The organism is Micromonospora arida (genome assembly GCF_003857035.1).
Lineage (GTDB): Bacteria > Actinomycetota > Actinomycetes > Mycobacteriales > Micromonosporaceae > Micromonospora > Micromonospora arida.
Window position 1 is genome coordinate 52,856 of record NZ_QGSY01000158.1, and the last position, 17,560, is coordinate 70,415.

Annotated in this window: 18 protein-coding genes, 1 other RNA gene and 1 pseudogene; 14 read left to right on the forward strand and 6 right to left on the reverse strand. The window is 69.8% G+C overall.

What is annotated here, in order from left to right; all coding sequences use genetic code 11:
* Window positions 1-126: 126 nt before the first annotated feature.
* Window positions 127-807 carry a bifunctional DNA primase/polymerase gene (locus tag DLJ58_RS11790; RefSeq protein WP_208741044.1) on the reverse strand — a complete coding sequence of 227 codons (681 nt, stop codon included), beginning with the start codon at window positions 805-807 and terminating at the stop codon, window positions 127-129.
* Between the two features lie 240 nt (window positions 808-1,047).
* Between DLJ58_RS11790 and DLJ58_RS11795 the strand changes: the two genes are divergently transcribed.
* The 7 genes from DLJ58_RS11795 to mctP all read left to right on the forward strand — a co-directional run bounded on the left by DLJ58_RS11795 (window position 1,048) and on the right by mctP (window position 7,784).
* A complete protein-coding gene (locus DLJ58_RS11795; protein ID WP_124855730.1) occupies window positions 1,048-2,277 on the forward strand; it encodes a helix-turn-helix domain-containing protein in 1,230 nt (409 codons plus the stop codon).
* A 16-nt stretch (window positions 2,278-2,293) separates the two neighbouring features.
* Window positions 2,294-2,866 carry a flavoprotein gene (locus DLJ58_RS11800; protein ID WP_124855732.1) on the forward strand — a complete coding sequence of 191 codons (573 nt, stop codon included), beginning with the start codon at window positions 2,294-2,296 and terminating at the stop codon, window positions 2,864-2,866.
* 118 nt (window positions 2,867-2,984) lie between these two features.
* Window positions 2,985-3,821, forward strand: coding sequence for a Nif3-like dinuclear metal center hexameric protein (locus DLJ58_RS11805; RefSeq protein WP_386996028.1), 837 nt, complete (start codon window positions 2,985-2,987; stop codon window positions 3,819-3,821).
* Window positions 3,811-4,548: a zinc ribbon domain-containing protein gene (locus tag DLJ58_RS11810; RefSeq protein ID WP_112582614.1), complete on the forward strand. Its 738-nt coding sequence runs from the start codon at window positions 3,811-3,813 to the stop codon at window positions 4,546-4,548. Before DLJ58_RS11805 ends, DLJ58_RS11810 begins: the two co-directional genes overlap by 11 nt.
* Window positions 4,549-4,551: 3 nt before the next feature.
* On the forward strand, window positions 4,552-5,730 hold the full coding sequence (locus DLJ58_RS11815) for a bifunctional RNase H/acid phosphatase (RefSeq protein WP_124855736.1): 1,179 nt from the start codon (window positions 4,552-4,554) through the stop codon (window positions 5,728-5,730).
* 162 nt (window positions 5,731-5,892) lie between these two features.
* Window positions 5,893-6,135: a DUF3311 domain-containing protein gene (locus tag DLJ58_RS11820; RefSeq protein WP_091409411.1), complete on the forward strand. Its 243-nt coding sequence runs from the start codon at window positions 5,893-5,895 to the stop codon at window positions 6,133-6,135.
* Window positions 6,135-7,784, forward strand: a complete 1,650-nt coding sequence (mctP, locus tag DLJ58_RS11825; protein WP_124855738.1) for a monocarboxylate uptake permease MctP — start codon at window positions 6,135-6,137, stop codon at window positions 7,782-7,784. Before DLJ58_RS11820 ends, mctP begins: the two co-directional genes overlap by 1 nt.
* Before the next feature lie 492 nt (window positions 7,785-8,276).
* Here mctP and DLJ58_RS11830 read toward each other — a convergent pair whose 3' ends face one another.
* Window positions 8,277-8,816, reverse strand: a complete 540-nt coding sequence (locus DLJ58_RS11830; protein ID WP_124855740.1) for a TetR/AcrR family transcriptional regulator — start codon at window positions 8,814-8,816, stop codon at window positions 8,277-8,279.
* Between the two features lie 86 nt (window positions 8,817-8,902).
* Between DLJ58_RS11830 and DLJ58_RS11835 the strand changes: the two genes are divergently transcribed.
* Window positions 8,903-9,793 carry an NmrA/HSCARG family protein gene (locus tag DLJ58_RS11835; protein ID WP_244218896.1) on the forward strand — a complete coding sequence of 297 codons (891 nt, stop codon included), beginning with the start codon at window positions 8,903-8,905 and terminating at the stop codon, window positions 9,791-9,793.
* 261 nt (window positions 9,794-10,054) lie between these two features.
* On the opposite strand, the gene DLJ58_RS11840 is transcribed toward DLJ58_RS11835, so the two are convergent.
* Window positions 10,055-10,513, reverse strand: a complete 459-nt coding sequence (locus DLJ58_RS11840) for a MarR family winged helix-turn-helix transcriptional regulator (protein ID WP_124855744.1) — start codon at window positions 10,511-10,513, stop codon at window positions 10,055-10,057.
* A 54-nt stretch (window positions 10,514-10,567) separates the two neighbouring features.
* Between DLJ58_RS11840 and DLJ58_RS11845 the strand changes: the two genes are divergently transcribed.
* Window positions 10,568-11,791 (forward strand): MFS transporter, encoded by a 1,224-nt coding sequence (locus DLJ58_RS11845; RefSeq protein WP_124855746.1) that lies wholly within the window; start codon window positions 10,568-10,570, stop codon window positions 11,789-11,791.
* 16 nt (window positions 11,792-11,807) lie between these two features.
* On the opposite strand, the gene DLJ58_RS11850 is transcribed toward DLJ58_RS11845, so the two are convergent.
* Window positions 11,808-12,569 carry a sulfite exporter TauE/SafE family protein gene (locus DLJ58_RS11850; RefSeq protein ID WP_124855748.1) on the reverse strand — a complete coding sequence of 254 codons (762 nt, stop codon included), beginning with the start codon at window positions 12,567-12,569 and terminating at the stop codon, window positions 11,808-11,810.
* A 127-nt stretch (window positions 12,570-12,696) separates the two neighbouring features.
* Between DLJ58_RS11850 and rnpB the strand changes: the two genes are divergently transcribed.
* The 4 genes and pseudogenes from rnpB (at window position 12,697) to DLJ58_RS11875 (ending at window position 15,621) form a co-directional block, all read left to right on the forward strand.
* An RNA gene (gene rnpB, locus DLJ58_RS11855) (RNase P RNA component class A) lies at window positions 12,697-13,112 on the forward strand.
* 229 nt (window positions 13,113-13,341) lie between these two features.
* The gene (locus tag DLJ58_RS11860; RefSeq protein WP_124855750.1) at window positions 13,342-13,734 is read left to right on the forward strand and encodes a tautomerase family protein; all 393 of its coding nucleotides are present in this window, start codon (window positions 13,342-13,344) and stop codon (window positions 13,732-13,734) included.
* A 291-nt stretch (window positions 13,735-14,025) separates the two neighbouring features.
* Window positions 14,026-14,537, forward strand: a pseudogene (locus DLJ58_RS11865) (replication initiator).
* A 526-nt stretch (window positions 14,538-15,063) separates the two neighbouring features.
* Window positions 15,064-15,621 carry an RBBP9/YdeN family alpha/beta hydrolase gene (locus DLJ58_RS11875; protein ID WP_124855754.1) on the forward strand — a complete coding sequence of 186 codons (558 nt, stop codon included), beginning with the start codon at window positions 15,064-15,066 and terminating at the stop codon, window positions 15,619-15,621.
* A gap of 38 nt (window positions 15,622-15,659) precedes the next feature.
* Here DLJ58_RS11875 and DLJ58_RS11880 read toward each other — a convergent pair whose 3' ends face one another.
* Both DLJ58_RS11880 and DLJ58_RS11885 read right to left on the reverse strand, forming a co-directional pair.
* Complete coding sequence (locus tag DLJ58_RS11880) at window positions 15,660-15,905, reverse strand: hypothetical protein (protein ID WP_124855756.1); 246 nt, start codon at window positions 15,903-15,905, stop codon at window positions 15,660-15,662.
* Window positions 15,906-16,044: 139 nt separating this feature from the next.
* The gene (locus DLJ58_RS11885) at window positions 16,045-16,236 is read right to left on the reverse strand and encodes a DUF397 domain-containing protein (RefSeq protein WP_124855758.1); all 192 of its coding nucleotides are present in this window, start codon (window positions 16,234-16,236) and stop codon (window positions 16,045-16,047) included.
* 343 nt (window positions 16,237-16,579) lie between these two features.
* On the opposite strand from DLJ58_RS11885, the gene DLJ58_RS11890 reads away from it, so the two are divergent.
* Window positions 16,580-17,290 (forward strand): SDR family oxidoreductase, encoded by a 711-nt coding sequence (locus DLJ58_RS11890; RefSeq protein WP_124855760.1) that lies wholly within the window; start codon window positions 16,580-16,582, stop codon window positions 17,288-17,290.
* Window positions 17,291-17,560: the final 270 nt, after the last annotated feature.

Genomic DNA, 17,560 nt, shown 5'->3' on the forward strand with positions numbered 1-17,560 from the left:
CGCTCTGTCGTTGGTGGACATCGTTCCCCCGTTCGTGGCGCGCGTTCGCACCGTCCCCCTGTCAACGAGGACCGACGCCTCGGCGACGCTGTCGGGCACCGGATCGAATCGTCGACCGGGCCGGTTTCACATGCCTCGTCGGGGCAGCGGCAGGTGACCGGGGAGCAGGTCGGGGGCGAGCGTCACCCCGGCGGCGCGCAGCGCACCGATCAACGTGTTCTGCACGAGGTACGAATCCGGAAGCTGCCAGCGCGCCTGCTCCGGGGCGACCGCCCAGCGGACCGTGCCCTCCGGCAGCCGGGTGGGCGGCGCGGGGATCCACGAGCCCAGCCCGTGCCGGACCACGTGGAAGCAGTGCTCCAACTCCGGCCGCAGCGGATCGCCGGGGCGGACCAGGAACATCCACCGCCCGGTGGGCGTGACCAGCACCGGTCCGCGTACGCCGGTGCCGGCCGGGTGGATCTGAACGGCGTCGAGCACGTGCCGGCCGAGGTGGGCGGGCACCTCCAGCACGTCGAAGGCCCGGCCGGTGGGCAGCAGCACCCCGTGTGGTCGGCTCCGCCACCAGGTCGCCACCCGGGCCGGGTCGGCGCTGGCGGCCAGCTCCCAGTTCTCCAGGGCGGGGTGGCAGCCCACCGTGGGGCAGCCGGCCCGGCCGCAGACGAAGCGGCTGCGGGCCAGACAGGCACCCGGGGTGACGTCCCAGCCGTGTACGGCGTACCGGATGGCGACCCGGCGCAGCCGGACCCGCTCCAGCGGCGACAGTTCGGCAACGCGCGGTACGACATTCCCCCACATGTGTGCCAACTCCTCTCGTCGGGCCCGGCGTTCGCCAGGTCGCATGTAGAGCACCGTCACTGCCGTAACCCACGATCGTTGAGGTTGACGAACGGCTCGTGCAACTTGCACGAAAAGTACGAGGACTGGCTGTACGGCTGACGTACATCCTGTGCGACCAGGCAAAACCTGAAGATGAACGGCAAGTCGCCGCACCCGCGGACATCGCCCCGACTCGATTGGTCGTCGGTGGCAGGGGAGGATGGGGAGATGGACGAGCTACCCATAGGACGGCGAGTGGCCTACTGGCGGGGGCGACGCAAGATGTCGCAGCAGGTCTTCGCGGACCGGCTGGGCAAGTCCAAGAGCTGGGTGGACAAGGTCGAACGCGGCGTCCGACGGTTGGACAAGTTCTCCGTCCTCTACGAGATCGCCGACATCCTCCAGATGGACGTCCAGCTGCTGATGGGCAAGGACCCGGAGCGGCGCGCCGACGCCCTCAACTGCATCGACCAGGTCGAGGTGCAGGAGATCCGGGCGGCGCTGGAACGCTACGACTCGATGAGCGCGTACTTCGACGCGGCGCCGTACCCGCCGCCGATGGACGACATGCGCAAGGCCGTCAACCACGCCTGGCTCACCTACCAGTACGGCCGCTACGGGATGCTCACCCGGGCGCTGCCGAAGCTGCTGCGCGACGCCCAGGCGGCCGACGCCGCCTACGGCGGTGAGCAGGCCGCCGAGGCGGCCCACCTGCTCGGCCAGGTCTACCAGATCGCCTCCTCGGTGCTGCGCAAGCTCGGCGAGTGCGAGCTCGCCTGGTTGGCCGCCGACCGGTCGATGGCGGTGGCCCAGCGGGCCGACGACCCGCTGCTCGCCGGGATCGCGACCACTCGGGTGTGCAACGCCCTGGTCGCCATGGGGCGGGCCCGCCCAGCGCTGGAGCTGAACGTCCAGATCGCCAACCGGCTGGCACCGGGTGGGAGCAACGCGGTCTCGCCGGCCCGCCTCTCCGTCTACGGGATGCTGCTGCTCCAGGGGGCCATGGCCGCGTCCCGCATCGGTGACTCGGCCAGCGTCGACGACCTGATCAACTGCGCGCAGGAGGCCGCCACCCTGCTCGGCGGCGACCACAACCACTACTGGACGTCGTTCGGCCCCACCAACGTCGAGCTGCACCGGGCCGCCGCCGCGGTGGAGCTGGGCGACGGGGGGCGGGCCGTGGAGGTGCACCAGCTGCGCATCGCGGAGCCCGCCTTCAACGCGCTGCTGCCCGAGCGCCGCGCCCACCACCTGCTCGACATCGCCCGCGGGTACGCCCAGATAGGTGACGTGGCGAACGCCGGCGAGATGCTGCTGCTCGGTGATCGGCTCGCCCCGTCGGAGATCCGCTGCCGGCCGATCGCGCACGAGGTGATGTCCGACATCCTCCGTCGCACACGTGGTGCGCCGCCTTCTCCGGTAGCGGAGTTGGCTGAGCACATGGGAGTAGGGGTATGAGCGCGGAGCCGGTCTGATGGCCGGTGCAGCGCACAACAGCGGGCACCGCGAGGTGCTCTACGTCATCGCCTGCGGTTCGCCGCTGGCCCGGCACGTCGGTCGTCTGGTCGACCTCGCCCAACAGGACGGTTGGGACGTCTGCGTGATCACCACGCCGGACGGCGCGAAGTTCGTCGACCAGTCGGCCCTGATTCGGCAGACCGGCCACCCGGTGCGGACGCACTACAAGAACCCCGGTGACCCGGACGTGCTTCCGCCCGCCGACGCCATGATCGTCTGCCCGGCCACCGTCAACACGGTCAACAAGTGGGCGGCCGGGATCACCGACACGTTGGCGCTCGGGCTGTTGGTCGAGGCCCAGGGCAAGGGCGTCCCCATCGTGGCGGTGCCGTACACCAACGCGGCGATGGCCTGCCACCCGGCGTTCCGTGCCGGGGTGGCCCGGTTGGCCGAGTGGGGCGTCACGGTGCTCTTCGGCGACGATGTGATCGCTCTGCATCCGCCCGGAACGGGGGAACAGCACACGCATGCCTTCCCCTGGGCGATGCCGCTGGCCGCGTTGCAGACCGTCTCCTGGACCGCCGCCTAGCGCGTCCGGCAGATCTTCCACCCGATGCGGCCGGGCCGGGTGTCACCGCCCGGCGGCCCCGACGCCGGTAAGCTGGCCCGCCGTGAGCACAAGCCGATCCGCCCCCACAGTCAGCGACGTGGTGGCCGCGCTGGAACGGCGCTTTCCGCCGGTCTGGGCGGAAGAGTGGGACCGGGTGGGCCTGGTGCTCGGTGAGCCGGCCGCCCCGGTCCGCCGGGTGCTCTGCGTGGTCGACGTGGTGCCCGAGACGGTCGACGAAGCCCTCGCCGCCGACGCGGACATGATCGTTTCGCATCACCCGCTGCTGCTGCGCGGGGTGTCCTCGGTCGCCGCGACGACCTTCAAGGGGCGGATCATCCACCAGTTGATCAGGGCCGGGATGGCGCTCTACGCGGCGCACACCAACGCCGACGTGGCCTCCCCGGGCGTCTCCGACGCCCTCGCCGCCCGCTTCGGGCTCACCGGTCTGCGCCCACTTCAACGGCCCGCGCCCGGCTCGCCCGCCCACGGCGACGACCGAGGGTTCGGCCGCATCGGCGAGCTGCCTCAGCCGATGACCCTCGCCGAGCTGACCCGGCACGCGGCAGCGGTGCTCCCCGTCACGTCCTGGGGAGTTCGCGCGGCGGGGGATCCCGGGCGTATGGTTCGTACCCTCGCCGTCAGCGGCGGGTCGGGGGACAGCTTCCTCGGCGCCGCGACCGCCGCCGGGGTGGACGCGTTCCTCACCGCCGACCTGCGGCACCACCCGGCCGGCGAGCACCTCGCCGCCGATGGTCCCGCCCTGATCGACGCCGCCCACTGGGCGACCGAACGACCGTGGCTGGACGACCTGGCCGCCTTCCTCCGGGAGGCGCTGGACGTCGAGACGCTGGTGTCCGACCTGGACACCGACCCGTGGACCGTGCACGCCGCCGCACCCGCTGTGGACGACAAGGAGCCCGACCGTGAAGGCTGACCCTCAGGTGCAGCGCCGCCTGCTCGACCTCCAGGCGATCGACACCAACCTCGCCCAGCTCGCCCACCGCCGGCGGTCGCTGCCCGAGCGGGCCGAGCTGGAGTCGCTGGCCCGGGAGCTGTCGTCGATGGAGGACGAGCGGGTCCGCGCCCAGGTGGCGGTGGACGACCTGGACCGGGACATCGCCCGGTTGGAGAAGGACGTCGAGCAGGTCCGGGCCCGCAAGGAGAAGGACGAGAACCGGCTTGCCGCCGGCACCGGCCCGGCCCGTGAGCTGGAGGCGCTCCAGCACGAGCTGGTCTCGCTCAAGCGCCGCCAGGGCGACCTGGAGGACGCCGAGCTGGAGCTGATGGAGCAGCGGGAGACCGCGCAGGGCGTACTGGACGGTGTGGAGCAGCGGCTGGCCGAGACCCGGGACAAGCGGGCCGCGACCGAGCAGCGCCGCGACGAAGCGCTGGCCGAGATCGCCAAGGAGGAGGAGTTCAAGCGGGGCGCCCGTCAGCCGCTCGCCGCCGACCTTCCCAGCGACCTGGTCAACCTCTACGACAAGATCCGCGAGGACACCGGGCTGGGTGCCGCGCTGCTCACCGGGGGCCGCTGCGGCGGGTGCCGCCTGGACCTGTCCGGCGCCGACCTGGCCCGGATCCGCAAGGCCGCCCCCGACGACGTGGTCCGCTGCGAGGACTGCCGACGGATCATGGTCCGCACCAACGAGTCGGGCCTGTAGGTCGTGGCGCCGCGCGTGGTCTCCATGGAGGCCGACGGTGGGTCCCGGGGAAACCCCGGCCCCGCCGGGTACGGCGCGGTGGTCCGCGACCCGGAGACCGGCGAGGTGCTCGCCGAGCGCTCCGAGTCGCTCGGCACGGCCACCAACAACGTCGCCGAGTACCAGGGCCTCATCGCCGGGTTGACCGCCGCCGCCGAGCTGGGCGCCGCCGAGGTGGACGTCCGGATGGACTCCAAGCTGGTGGTCGAGCAGATGTGCGGCCGGTGGCAGATCAAGCACCCCGGCCTGCGGCCCCTCGCCGCCCAGGCCGCCGCGCTGGTGGGCCGGTTCAGCGCGGTCCGGTTCAGCTGGATTCCGCGCGAGCAGAACCGGCACGCCGACGCCCTCGCCAACGCCGCCATGGACGCCGCCGCGGGTCGTCCGTCGGCGACTGCGGCCCCCGGCCGTCCCGAGACGACGCCGGCCGCCGGCCAGCCCTCGACGACGCCCGCCGCCCCGATCGTCGGCAGCGACCCGGCGACCGCGCCGGCCTCCTGGGAGCCACGGCCGACCTTCACCGCCACCCGGCTGATCCTGGTCCGGCACGGCGAGACCCCGTATACCGAGCAGCGGCGCTACTCCGGGCGCGGCGACGTGCCGCTCTCCGAGCATGGCCGGGCCCAGGTGCAGGCGACGGCCGCCCGGGTGGCCGAGCTGGCCCCGGCCGTCGCGGCCGTGCTCAGCTCACCGCTGTCCCGGTGTACGGCCACCGCGGCGTCGATCGCCGGGGCGCTCGGTGACGTGCCGGTCCGCACCGAGGACGACCTGATCGAGTGCGACTTCGGCCAGTGGGAGGGGCGCACCTTCGCCGAGGTGCGCCAGCAGTGGCCGGGGGAGATGGACGCCTGGCTCGCCTCACCCCGGATCGCGCCGCCGGGTGGGGAGTCGTTCACCCAGGTCGCCGAACGCGCGCACCGGGTCATCAGCGGGCTGCTCACCGCGTACCCCGGTGAGACCGTGGTGGTCGTCTCGCACGTCTCGCCGATCAAGCTGATGCTGCGCGACGCCCTCGCGGCCGGCGACGGTTTCCTGCACCGGCTCTTCCTGGACGCGGCCGGCATCTCGGTGCTCGACATGTGGCCAGACGGCGGCGTGGCCGTGCGCACTGTCAACGACACCGCCCACCTCGCCAGCCTCGACTGAGCCGCCGCACCCTTCGTTGGTAGGGCCGGTCGGCCGCGCCGTTCGGCGCAGCCGGCCGGCCGTTCGGCGCAGCACCCTCCGGACGGGTCAGGTGACCGCCATCACAGAGTCGTAGCCTCCGGCCGTTACATCGAGAGCCACGACTCCCCGGAGGTGTGTCAGATGGCTGCACCCGAACCGGAGGCGCCGCCCACGGCGCCGACCAGGGCTAAGGACCACAGCCCCTGGAACTGGTTGCTCTTCATCCCCATCGTGGTGCCGCTGATCCCGGCGTTCTTCAATGGCGACTCGCCCCGGGTCTTCGGCTTCCCGCGCTTCTACTGGCTGCAACTGGCCTTCATCCTGCTCGGCGTCGGCACCACCACGTTGGTCTACCAGATGACGAAGAAGCGGGGAGGCCGCTGATGTGGCGCGACCATCTCACCGAGATCATCGTCTTCTCCCTGCTGTTCCTCCTGGTCAGCGTGATGGGCTTCGTGGCCGCCCGCTGGCGGGCACCGAAGGACATGGCGCACCTGGACGAGTGGGGGCTGGGCGGGCGCAGCTTCGGCGGCTGGATCACCTGGTTCCTGGTCGGCGGTGACCTCTACACCGCGTACACCTTCGTGGCGGTGCCGGCGTTGATGTTCGGTGCCGGCGCGGCCGGGTTCTTCGCCGTGCCGTACACCATCGTCATCTACCCGCTGGTCTTCCTTGTGCTGGTGCGGCTCTGGTCGGTCTCGCACCGGCACGGGTTCGTCACGCCGGCCGACTTCGTCCGCAACCGGTTCGACTCGCCGGTGCTGGCGCTGCTGATCGCGATCACCGGCATCGTCGCGACCATGCCGTACATCGCGTTGCAGCTGATCGGCATCGAGGCGGTGCTCAAGACGATGGGCGTCACCGGCGACAACGCGCTGGCCCGGCACCTGCCGATCATCATCGCGTTCGCCATCCTGGCCGCCTACACGTACCAGTCGGGGTTGCGCGCGCCCGCGTTGATCGCGTTCGTCAAGGACAGCCTGATCTACATCGTGATCCTGGTGGCGGTCATCTACCTGCCGTACAAGCTGGGCGGCTGGGGTGACATCTTCGCCGCCGCAGACGCGAAGTTCGACGCCTCGCCCAACCCGAACGACGGCATCCTGCTCAACGGCAACAACCAGCTTCAGTACGTGACGCTGGCGCTCGGCTCGGCGTTGGCACTCTTCCTCTACCCGCACAGCATCACCGGTGTGCTGGCCAGCAGGAACCGCGACGTGATCAAGCGGAACATGTCGGCGCTGCCCGCGTACAGCCTGCTGCTCGGGTTGATCGCGCTGCTCGGTTACATGGCCATCGCGGCCGGTGTGAAGCCGCTGCCGGGTGCCAAGGAGGGCACTGTCGACAGCAACACCGTCGTGCCGTTGCTGTTCGACCAGCAGTTCCCGGACTGGTTCGCCGGTGTGGCGTACGCGGCGATCGGTATCGGCGCGCTGGTGCCGGCGGCGATCATGTCGATCGCGGCGGCGAACCTGTTCACCCGCAACATCTACAAGGAGTACCTGAAGCGGGACGCCTCCGCGGCCCAGGAGGCGAACGTCTCGAAGATCACCTCACTGGTGGTGAAGGTCGGTGCGGTGGCCTGCATCGTCTTCCTCGACCCGCAGTTCTCCATCGACCTCCAGCTGATCGGTGGCGTGATCATCCTTCAGACGCTGCCGGCGGTGGCGCTGGGCCTTTACACCCGCTGGTTCCACCGCACCGGCCTGATCGTCGGCTGGGTTGCCGGCATGGGGTTGGGCATGTGGATGCTCTACCAGGTGGCCAGCCCGACCCGGAAGCACTTTGGCGGCTCGGCGTTCCCGCTGTCGGAGTTCGGGTTCGACACCACCAAGACGATCTACGTTGGCATCGTGGCGGTGGCGGTCAACCTGGCCGTGGCGGCGCTGGTGACGCTCGCGCTGCGGGCCGCGAAGGTCGAGGAAGGTGTCGACGGCACCGAGCCGGACGACTACTTCGCCGACGAGGGCGACCCCCGGGTCACCCCGGGCACCGAGCGCGACGCCGACTCGGCCCGCGAGCCGGTCGCCTGACCGCTGGTACGCCCGGGTGCCGACGCCGGTCGGTGCCCGGGCGTACCTGTGTCCAGGCCGTCGTCTGGGGCCCGTCGTCGTCTGTGTCCGGGCCGTCGTCTTGGGCCTGTCGTCGTCTGTGTCCAGGCCGTCGTCTGGGGCCTGTCGTCGTCTGTGTGGGCGTCGTGGGGGTCGTTGTCGCGGGCGGTGAGGTGGCTTCAGACGCTATCGAGCTGATGTCGCAAACGAATCATGCGCCCCCCGACGTAGGCAGCGAGGGCTGCCGGGTCAGCGAGGGCTGCGGGGCCAGCGAGGGCGAGGGCTGGCGGGGTCAGCGAGGGCTGCCGGGCCGGGCCGGCGACCTGGCGAGCTTTGGCTACCGAGATCGTGCTCGATCATTGTTGTAGTGGTGTTGGGCCGCGCAGGAGGCCCCTACAACCAGGATCTTGCGCGATCTTGGCGGTGGAAGGAGCTCTCGCGTCGGTCCACCAAGGCCGGCGGTGCTTCTGCGGCCTACGGTTGTGATCGGCCGATTCCCTTGAGTGCGAGGGTCAGCAGTTGTTCCGCCTTGGCCGCGCCCATCGGCTGCGCCGCGAGTGAGATGCCGTTGGCGAGGATGATCAGGTCGGCCATGGTGATGTCGGGCCGTACCGAGCCCTCGTCGACGGCTCGGCGTAGCAGTGGTTCACCGGCGGCGACGAGCATCGCGCCGCAGGCCTCGGTCTCCTCGGGGGGCTCGTTCAGGAGCGAATCCGCGAGGCCGCGGGTTGTCGTGGCGTACGCGGTGACCTCGTGCAGCCAGGTCGTCAGCCCGTCGAGGGCGTCCGGCGCGGCGAGCAGATCTCCGGCGCGCGCTGCCAGGTTGCGGACGCAGCCGCGGAAGACCGCCTGGAGCAGCGACCACCGGGTGGGGAAGTGCCGGTGCAGGGTCGCCGAACCCACCCCGGCGGATCGGGCGATCTCCTCCAGCGAGGCGTACGCGCCGTCGCGGGCGATCGCCTCGGAGGCCGCTTTGACGACGAGGTCGTAGTTGCGCTGCGCGTCAGCTCTCATGGCCCGCCTTGCAGAAGTGGGGTGGTCCCCCGTATCGTAGCCGACGGGAAGTGGGGGATCACCCCATTTGTTTCTCAGGAGGCATTGTGGCTGTTCTCGTCATCGGCGCAACGGGCAAGCAGGGCGGGGCGACGGCCCGAGCGCTGCTCGACAAGGGCGTCCCGGTCCGTGCCCTGGTCCGTGATCCCGGCGCCGATAGCGCCCGGGCTCTGCGGGATCGGGGTGCCGAACTGGTCACCGGCGACCTGGACGACGTGGAGTCGCTGCTCGCCGCGGCCGACGGCATGGATGGCCTCTTCTTCATCCCGTATCCCGACGTGACGGACATGCAGGGCGACGCCGAGGTGACCCGCGGCCGCAACGTCGTCGAGGCAGCGCGCCGGGCCGGTGTGTCGCACGTCGTGCACAGCAGCGTCTCGGGTGCCGGCGACTTCCACCGCAACCAGCCCGGATGGGCCGAGGGCCGGTGGGACAGGCACTACTGGGAGAGCAAGGCGGCCATCGACGAGATGGTGCGCTCCGGTGGCTTCGCGCACTGGACTGTTCTGAAGCCCTCGACCTTCATGGAGAACCTGGTCGGCTGGTCCTACCTCTTCGGCGACTGGTCCAGCGGCACGATCATCACCGGCTTCGCCGCCGACACGCGCATGCCGTGGATCGCCGTCGACGACATCGGTGAGGCCGCGGCGATCGCGCTCACCAACCCGGGGAAGCTCGACGGCCAGGACGTCGAACTCGCCGGCGACCTGCTCACCATGACCGAGGTCGCGGCCATCCTGAGTGAGGTCACCGGTCGGGCGATCACCGCTCCTGTGCTCACCCCGCAGGAGGCCGTCGAGCGCGGCCTGCTGCCCGCCATGGTCAACGCGGTCGAGCAGATCAACGAGAACGGAAGCCCGGCCCGTCCGGAGATGACCCGCGCCCTCGGCCTGCCCACCACCGACTTCCGGACGTGGGCGCGGCGAACGTTCTCCTGAAAACCGGTCGCCGACCCGCGCCGGGTGTGGGTTGACGCGGCCGCGCCGGGTGTGGGTTGACGCGGCCGGGCCGGGTGTGGGTTCATGCGGCCGGGCCGGCTCGGCGGGTTCACCGCAAGATCGTGCTCGATCATCGTTGTAGTGGTGTCAGGCCGCGCAGCAGGCCACTACAACCAGGATCTTGCGCGATCTTGGCGGTGGAAGAGTTTTTCGTGCGGCTAGATGGCGCGGTGAGCCACACCACGAGACCGCCACGCGTGGTCAGCGGCGGTTGCGGTTCACCAGGGCCTGGTTCAGGCGGCCCAGCAGGGCGGCCAGCGTGTCCCGGTCCTCGGCGCTCCAGTCGGCCAGCATGTCGCCGTAGAGCCGGGTGCGGGCGGCCTGGACGGCGGCCATCCGTTGCAGACCGGCCGGGGTGGGGGAGATGACAGTGCCGCGGCCGTCGGACGGGTCCGGGGTGCGGGTGATCAGGCCGTCGCGCTGAAGCGCGGAGACCTGCCGGGTGACTGTTGAGCCGTCAAGGTTGAGTCGGGCGGCGAGCGCCGAGACGTTCTGCGGGCCGGCGTCGGCCAGGTGGCGCAGGATGACGTACGCCGCGCGGTCCAGCACCCGGTGCTCGGCGGTGCCGGTGGCCCGCCGGGTGGCCTCGCCGAAGCGCATCAGCAGGGCCACCTCGGTCTCGATCCGGCCGAGGGTGCTCTCGTCGTGGTCGTCGCTCATAGCTGTACGATACAGGATAAGTACCTGTACGATACAGCTATCTGAGGAGTCGGAGTGGATCGGCGTTCCGAACCGAACCGCAGTGCCATCTACGCCACCACGCTGGTGGCCTTCCTCGCCATCGCCGGCATCGCCGTCGTCGACCCGATCCTGCCCGCCATCGGCGAGGCGATCGGGGTCACCGCCTGGCAGGTCGAGCTGCTGTTCACCGCGTACATCGCGGTCATGGCCCTTGGCATGATCCCGGCGACACTGGCCAGCGGCCGGTTCGGCTTCAAACCGGTGCTCATCACCGGCGTCTCCGTGGTCGGGCTCGCCGCGATCCTCGCCTCGTTCAGCGACAACATCGTGCAGCTGTCAGTGCTGCGCGGCGTCTGGGGGCTGGGCAACGCGATGTTCTTCGCCACCGCCATGGTGGTGCTGGTGAACCTGGCCGTCGACCGGGAATGGGTGGTGGGCCTCTTCGAGACCGCCCTGGGTCTCGGCTTCGCCGTCGGACCGCTCATCGGTGGCCTGCTCGGCGAGGTCAGCTGGCGGCTGCCGTTCTTCGTCTGCGGTGTCTTCATGGTCCTCGCCCTGGGCGTGGCCTCCCGCAAACTCCGCGAGCCCACCAACCGGCAGGCCCCGGTACGCGTCGGCCAGATCTTCGCCACCTACCGCCGCCCGGCGTTCATCGCCCTCTGCGTGGTCACCGCCGCGTACAACTTCGTGTTCTTCGTGGTGCTCGGCTACACGCCGCTCTTCCTCGGCCTGGACGTCATCCCGCTGGGGCTCGCCTTCACCGGCTGGGGTCTCGGCCTGGCCGCCGGCATCATGGTCATCGGTCACCGGCTGGCCCACCGCATCGGTGCGGTACAGACCGTCGGCGTGGCCATCGCCGGGCTGCTGGTCTGCATGGTCCTCTTCGCCACCTCCACCAGCACCGCCGAGGCGCTCGTGGTGCTGGTGCTCGCCGGGCTCTGCATGGGGTTGGCCAACGCCAACCTCACCGACCTGGCGCTCGGCCTCGGCTCCAGCGACCGGCGCGTCGCCACCGGCGCGTTCAACCTGGTCCGCTGGGGTGCCGCCGCGCCGGCACCGATCATCTCCGGCAAGCTCGCCGAGCAGTCGTTGTCGCTGCCGTTCTGGGTCGGCTTCGGGGTGCTCGCCGTCGGTGTGCTGGTCTACCTGGCCTTCGCACACCTGATGGCCGCCGGTTACGGCGAGCGGGTCCTCTGGTCCCGCTGGAACCGCGCCGCCGCCGACACGGAACACGAGCCCGTCGGCGAGACCTACTGACCGCCGGGCGGGCGGTTCAGGTCAGGGCGCGCCAGAGCAGGTAGAGGCCGATCGTCGTACCGAACACCACGATCACCGTCTTGAGCACCACCGGCGGCAGCCGACGGACGAGCCGGGCGCCCGCGTACCCACCAATCAGGGTGGCCGGCGCGACCACCGCGACCGCCGCCCAGTTCAAGGGGCCGAACAGCGCGAACACCACGAGCGTCGTCAACCCGACCACCGCGGAGAGCAGATTCTTGATCGCGCTCACCCGGGCCAGGGTCGCGTCCAGCACCAGGGCCAGACCGGCCACCAGCATCACCCCGAGCGCCGCACCGAAGTAACCGCCGTACACCGCACCGAGCGCGACCATCGTCTGCACCGCGATCGTCCGCCGGCGTGGCGACAGGTCCCGCGGGTGACCGACCAGGCGGCGCAGCGGGTCCTGGAAGGCCAGGACCGCTGTCGCGCCGAGAACCAGGAAGGGTACGACCAGCTCGAACGCGCGGGCCGGAGTGGCCAGCAACAGCAACGCCCCGACAATCGTGCCCGCGATGGTGGTGGGCACCAGCGTGGCCAGCGCGCGGGGACGCGGCAGGTCCTGCCGGCTCCCCGCCACGCTGGCCAGGTAGCCGGGGAAGACGGCGACGGAGTTGCTGACGTTCGCCGGCACCGGGGGCAACCCGATCGCGATCATCGCCGGAAAGGTGATCAACGATCCGCCACCGGCCACCGCGTTGACAGTGCCAGCGGCGAGACCGGCGGCGAGTAGCAGCGCGGCGTGGGAGAGATCCATAGCCCCACGAGGCTAGCCGTCGCCCTACGGCAGGCATTCGCCGGATCGTTCTTGAGCAGCGCGATCTTGCTCAGGCGGGGTGGCAATACCCGCAGCACGCTCGTCGTTAGGATGAGAGCGCGACGGACGAGTCGACCGGGCGGCCGCGTCGGCGGGCTTCGGCCCGCCGCCGAGGAACGTCCGGACTCCACAGGGCAGGGTGGTTGTTAACGGCAACCCGGGGCGACCCGCGGGAAAGTGCCACAGAAAACAGACCGCCGACCCCAACGGGGACGGTAAGGGTGAAACGGTGGGGTAAGAGCCCACCAGCACCCCGGGTGACCGGGGTGGCTCGGTAAACCCCACCCGGAGCAAGGCCAAGCAAGGGCCGTCACCGCAAGATGACGACCCGGCGCAGACGCTTGAGGGCTGCCCGCCCGATGTCTGCGGGTAGGCCGCTGGAGCCTGCCGGCAACGGCAGGCCGAGATGGATGGCCGCCGCCGGCGCAAACCCCTCGGGGTACGCGCCGCGCACAGAATCCGGCGTACAGGTCGACTCGTCCGTCGCCCACCAGCTCAGAGCTGTGATCAAGGCTCTGAGCTGGTTCTATGTTCGGGTGTCGATGGTCTTCGTTGGTCAACTTTGGCCAGCGGTTGACGCCCTGACGACGCCCTGGAAACGCATTGAGCGCCGGCTCAGTTCGGCGACAGGATGGAAATCGCTTCCGGCATGCGGACGACGGGCCCTACCCTGCTTGCTCGCAGACGATCCTCCGACGCCGAGGAGTTGCCGATGCCACACGTGACGCTTTACGCGCTTGAAGAGGAACTGGTCGGGCATGAACCCAGCCTCATCGAGGAACTGACTAACGCCGTCGTCTCCGTGTATGGCGCGTGGGCTAGAAGTTCGGTGGATGTCAGGCTGATCGGCGTTCCTACCGGTCGATGGGCCCGCGGCGGAGCGGCGGTCGCTGCGGCCGCCCCCTCGGTCACCTTCGGCATGCGGGAGGAAGTGTTCGCGCGAGAGGACGCAGCCAGAGTCATCGCACAACTCATCTCCGCCTTCACCGAAGCCGTTACTGCCGTGTTCGGCGAGGATTGTCGCGACGAAGTGCTCGTCGAGCTGGTCGGTCAGCCCACGTCCCGGTCCGGGCTCGGCGGGAAGGTCATCAGTGTCGGTAGCTAGTGGGATCTCTACCCGAGTCGGGCTGGCTATGCCGCTGCGGGCCGCCTGAGGGCCGGCGTTCGATGGTTCCGGAGCGGAGCCGTGGGCTCCGGCCTGCGTTGTCCAGTCCAACCGGCCCCAGGTCGTCGGGATCATCCGATGACGGCTCCGACCCTGCCCGGCCTCGAACCCGCCCCGACCCTGGTTGCTCCTCGGCCGGGGTCGCGGGCGGCCCGCATGGCGCTACCCCGCTCGATCGACGTCCTCAAAGACATCGCCATCGAGTACGGCGTCTGCGTCCGTCCACTCGCCATGCGCCGCACGGACCTGAACACCGGTCTGACCGAAGTCATCGACCTGCCCTGCGGGGCGACCCGCGAGGACAAGTGCGCCCCGTGCGCCAAGAAGAACCGCCGGCTGCGGCAGGCCCAGATCCGGGAAGGCTGGCACCGCGACGACGAGCCGCTACCGCCGCCAGACCCGGCGACCGAGGAACAGAAGGCGCTTGTCCTGCTGCGCGGGCACCTGGAGTTCTCTCGCGATGAGGCGTCCCGGGCGAGCCAGTGGGACCAGGTCACCGACCTCGACGAGGCGATCCAAGAAGTGGAAGAGGTGATCGCGGCGGAAGGGCTGCGGGGACGGGTCGCGGCACTCCGCTCAACCCCGCCCGGTACGACTACCGCCGCGCCGCCTGGGATGCCGTCCACTTCGCCCGCCTGCTAGACCGGTTCTGGAGAGGCTTTGATGGCGGCGAACGATGGGCTCTGGCCTGGAACAAAGGCCTGAGCTGGGGCATGAGCGGCTGCGCCAACCTCACCTACTAACGTGGTTGGGTGGCAGCAGAAGCAGCGGGGGCCTTTCGTCGGACAGCGATCGAGCGGTCAGATCAGCGGGTCGCCTGGGAACGGGCGGACAAGGCTTTCTTCGCTGCCGGAGCGTGTCACGTCCTCGCCTGGGTCTGTCGAGACTCCTACCCGGACCGATCAATCTCGGTGGCGGCGCTGCGGTTGGCCGGCGACCTGCAGATCTTCCACGTCTATGCAATCTGGGCTGGCTGGGCGTTCGACCATTCTGGCTGGAATCCGGAGCCACGACTGTTGGCTGTCAACGCGGACTTCGAGGGCCAACCATTGGAGCGCGTCGGAGTCACGGTCGATCTCGCTGAATTTTGTGAGGAGCACCAGCACCGTATGCCGGACCAGTATTGGCGTGACCCGCTCCCACGTGCTCGCGAGTATGTGGGTCGATACACCCCGCCGTGGGCGTAGCGCCCGGCAGGGGTAGCGGCGTTCTGGCGGTGCGGTACGCGCTCCGCCCGAATCCCGGGGATCGGCGCACTATCCTCCCAGGATGACGCGCTACCTTGTCGTGCCCGGCCGAGGAATTCCGTCCCCCGACCACTGGTCACGCGGCTGGGTCAGGGACTGTCCGGAGTACCAGTGGGCGCCCGAACCCCCCGGGCCACCGTACGTCGCCGCCGAACGGGTCGCCGCGCTGCACACCGCGATCAGCGCCGACAGTGAGCCGGCCATCCTCGTGGCGCACAGTGCGGGATGCCTGACCGTCGCCATCTGGGCCAGCCAGCACGTCGGTCCCGTCCGTGCCGCCCTGCTGGTCACACCGCCGTACCTGGATCCGGACTGGACTCCGAGCCCGCACGAAGCCGTCGATGTGTTCATCGGCCATGTGCCACGCGAGCCACTGCCCTTCCGCTCGATCCTGGTCGCGAGTCGCGACGACCCATCTGCCACGTTCGAGCAATTCGAGGCGTACGCGCGAGACTGGGGCTCGGAACTGTTCGATGCGGGCGCGGTCGGGCACCTGGACTCCAAGACCGGGTTTGGCGCGTGGCCCGACGGCCAGGACCTGGTCCGATCGTTGGCTATCGAGGCGCGGCAGGCGACATGAGGTGCCGCTCCGTTGATCGGACGCGGGACACCGCCTTGTCACTCGTCACCTACCCGGCGACCACTCATGCCGCTGGCGGAGTTTGTGCGACCTACGCAGCCTGAGGCACGACCCGGTAGAAGGACTTTTCCCAGGATCAGGCTGCCTGCAAACGCGATCAGTTGGCCGAGAAAGATCCCCATCGGGGCAACGAAGAGAGCCCCGATTCCGATGGTGAATCCGGCGGCGATCAAAGCACCACCGATAGCGAGCGTCACGCGGCGCTTCGTCACTTCTCTTGCCACGTCTCCCAGTCAAGCAGTTCGTCACCACTGACCGGCATCCTGTGCATCGTCGATCCCACTCCTGTGGATCGGGCTTCGGCCCACGCTCCAGCCACCAAACGGGCCCGACCGATTGGCGCTTTCGCGCGTACGGCGACGGCTACGGCCGCGCGGCTATCTGAGCGACGAACGCCCGCCAGGCCGCCGGACCGAATGTCAGGGCCGGGCCCGCAGGGTCCTTGCTGTCCCGGACGCCGACGACGCCGGGCAGGTTGTCAGCGACCTCGACGCAGTTGCCCCCGGACGATCCGCTGCGCCGGGACTTGCGCCAGATGGCGTTAGTGAGGTCCATGATGGCTGTGCACTTCCTTCATCAGCTCGTTGGACTGTCGGGCGCGGGAGTGCTTCGTTTCTCACGTTCTCCCACCTCGTCTGAAGAGTATGTAGCCCATCTTCGGTTGTTGAAGGCGCGGTCGGCTCCCCGGATGAAGTCCATCGTCAGCGCTTTCCACAGCGCTGGCCGCCGGTGTGCCCGCCGATGTCGTGGCTGACCGCGGCGAGCCCGGTCGCGGCCGACTCGCCCGGCGTGTAGCCGACCTCCATCTGGAGGGTCGACCAGGCCCTTTGCCTCGGCGCAGTGACCCACCTCGCAAATATTTGCCTCTCACGTTAACGTGAGGTTTTAGCGTGGGGGCATGCAGATCAACGGTACGAAAGCCCTCGTAACAGGTGCCAACCGTGGACTCGGCAAGGCCTTCGCCGAGGCGCTCCTCGCCCGCGGTGCCGCCACCGTCTACGCCACAGCCCGCCGGCTCGAGAGCATCGACATCCCCGGCGTGGTCCCCCTCCAACTGGACATCACCGACCCGGCGTCCATCGAGGCGGCGGCCGCCGAGGTGGGCGAACTTGACGTACTCATCAACAACGCTGGCATCTCCACGGACGCGCCCCTGCTCGGGCCTTCCACGGAAAACATCCGCCGCGAGTTCGACACCAACTTCTGGGGCACCCTCGCCGTGACCCGCGCCTTCGCCCCCAGACTCGCCGGGGGCGCCATTCTCAACGTCATCTCAGCGCTGAGCTGGTACACCTTCGCCCCTTCCAGCAACGGCTACGCCGCCTCCAAAGCCGCGGAATGGTCTCTCACCAACGGCATCAGACTGGAGCTGGCCGACCAGAAGACCCAGGTCACGGCCCTGGCCCTGGCCATCGCCGACACCGACATGATGGCCGGCATCGACATCCCCAAACTCCCACCCCACGAGGTGGTCGCCACGGCCCTGGACGGCCTGGAAGCGGGCAAGCTCGAAGTGGTCGCCGACAGTCCCACCGCCAAGGTCAAGGCCTCGCTCTCCCGCGACCCGGCCCTCTTCTACGCCGACATCCCGGCCGCACTCTTCAGCTGAAACCACCACCTCCCGCGCAGCGGGCCAGGGACAGGTGCGGCGGCTCGGTCCAGCGAGAGATCTGTTCTGAACTGCTATGACGGCCTCGGCTGGTTGTCGCGGGCCCGCCGGCCTCGCCGACTGTGAGTCCAGCCGGCAGACGAACCGGCCGGGTGGGTTGCCCACCCGGCCGGTGTCCCGGATCCCTGGAGGCCAGCCCGAGACTGGGGACCGTCAGTGCTTCTTGAACACCGGCATGGTGTCCAGCGTGGTGGTGATGTTCTGCGTGGT

Coding starts and splice junctions, on each gene's coding strand:
- mctP (WP_124855738.1), top strand. CDS start 6,135: ATGTGGCGCGACCATCTCACCGAGATCATCGTCTTCTCCCTGCTGTTC.
- DLJ58_RS11795 (WP_124855730.1), top strand. CDS start 1,048: ATGGACGAGCTACCCATAGGACGGCGAGTGGCCTACTGGCGGGGGCGA.
- DLJ58_RS11840 (WP_124855744.1), bottom strand. CDS start 10,513: ATGAGCGACGACCACGACGAGAGCACCCTCGGCCGGATCGAGACCGAG.
- DLJ58_RS11885 (WP_124855758.1), bottom strand. CDS start 16,236: ATGGACCTCACTAACGCCATCTGGCGCAAGTCCCGGCGCAGCGGATCG.
- DLJ58_RS11890 (WP_124855760.1), top strand. CDS start 16,580: ATGCAGATCAACGGTACGAAAGCCCTCGTAACAGGTGCCAACCGTGGA.
- DLJ58_RS11860 (WP_124855750.1), top strand. CDS start 13,342: ATGCCACACGTGACGCTTTACGCGCTTGAAGAGGAACTGGTCGGGCAT.
- DLJ58_RS11875 (WP_124855754.1), top strand. CDS start 15,064: ATGACGCGCTACCTTGTCGTGCCCGGCCGAGGAATTCCGTCCCCCGAC.
- DLJ58_RS11800 (WP_124855732.1), top strand. CDS start 2,294: ATGGCCGGTGCAGCGCACAACAGCGGGCACCGCGAGGTGCTCTACGTC.
- DLJ58_RS11820 (WP_091409411.1), top strand. CDS start 5,893: ATGGCTGCACCCGAACCGGAGGCGCCGCCCACGGCGCCGACCAGGGCT.
- DLJ58_RS11850 (WP_124855748.1), bottom strand. CDS start 12,569: ATGGATCTCTCCCACGCCGCGCTGCTACTCGCCGCCGGTCTCGCCGCT.
- DLJ58_RS11830 (WP_124855740.1), bottom strand. CDS start 8,816: ATGAGAGCTGACGCGCAGCGCAACTACGACCTCGTCGTCAAAGCGGCC.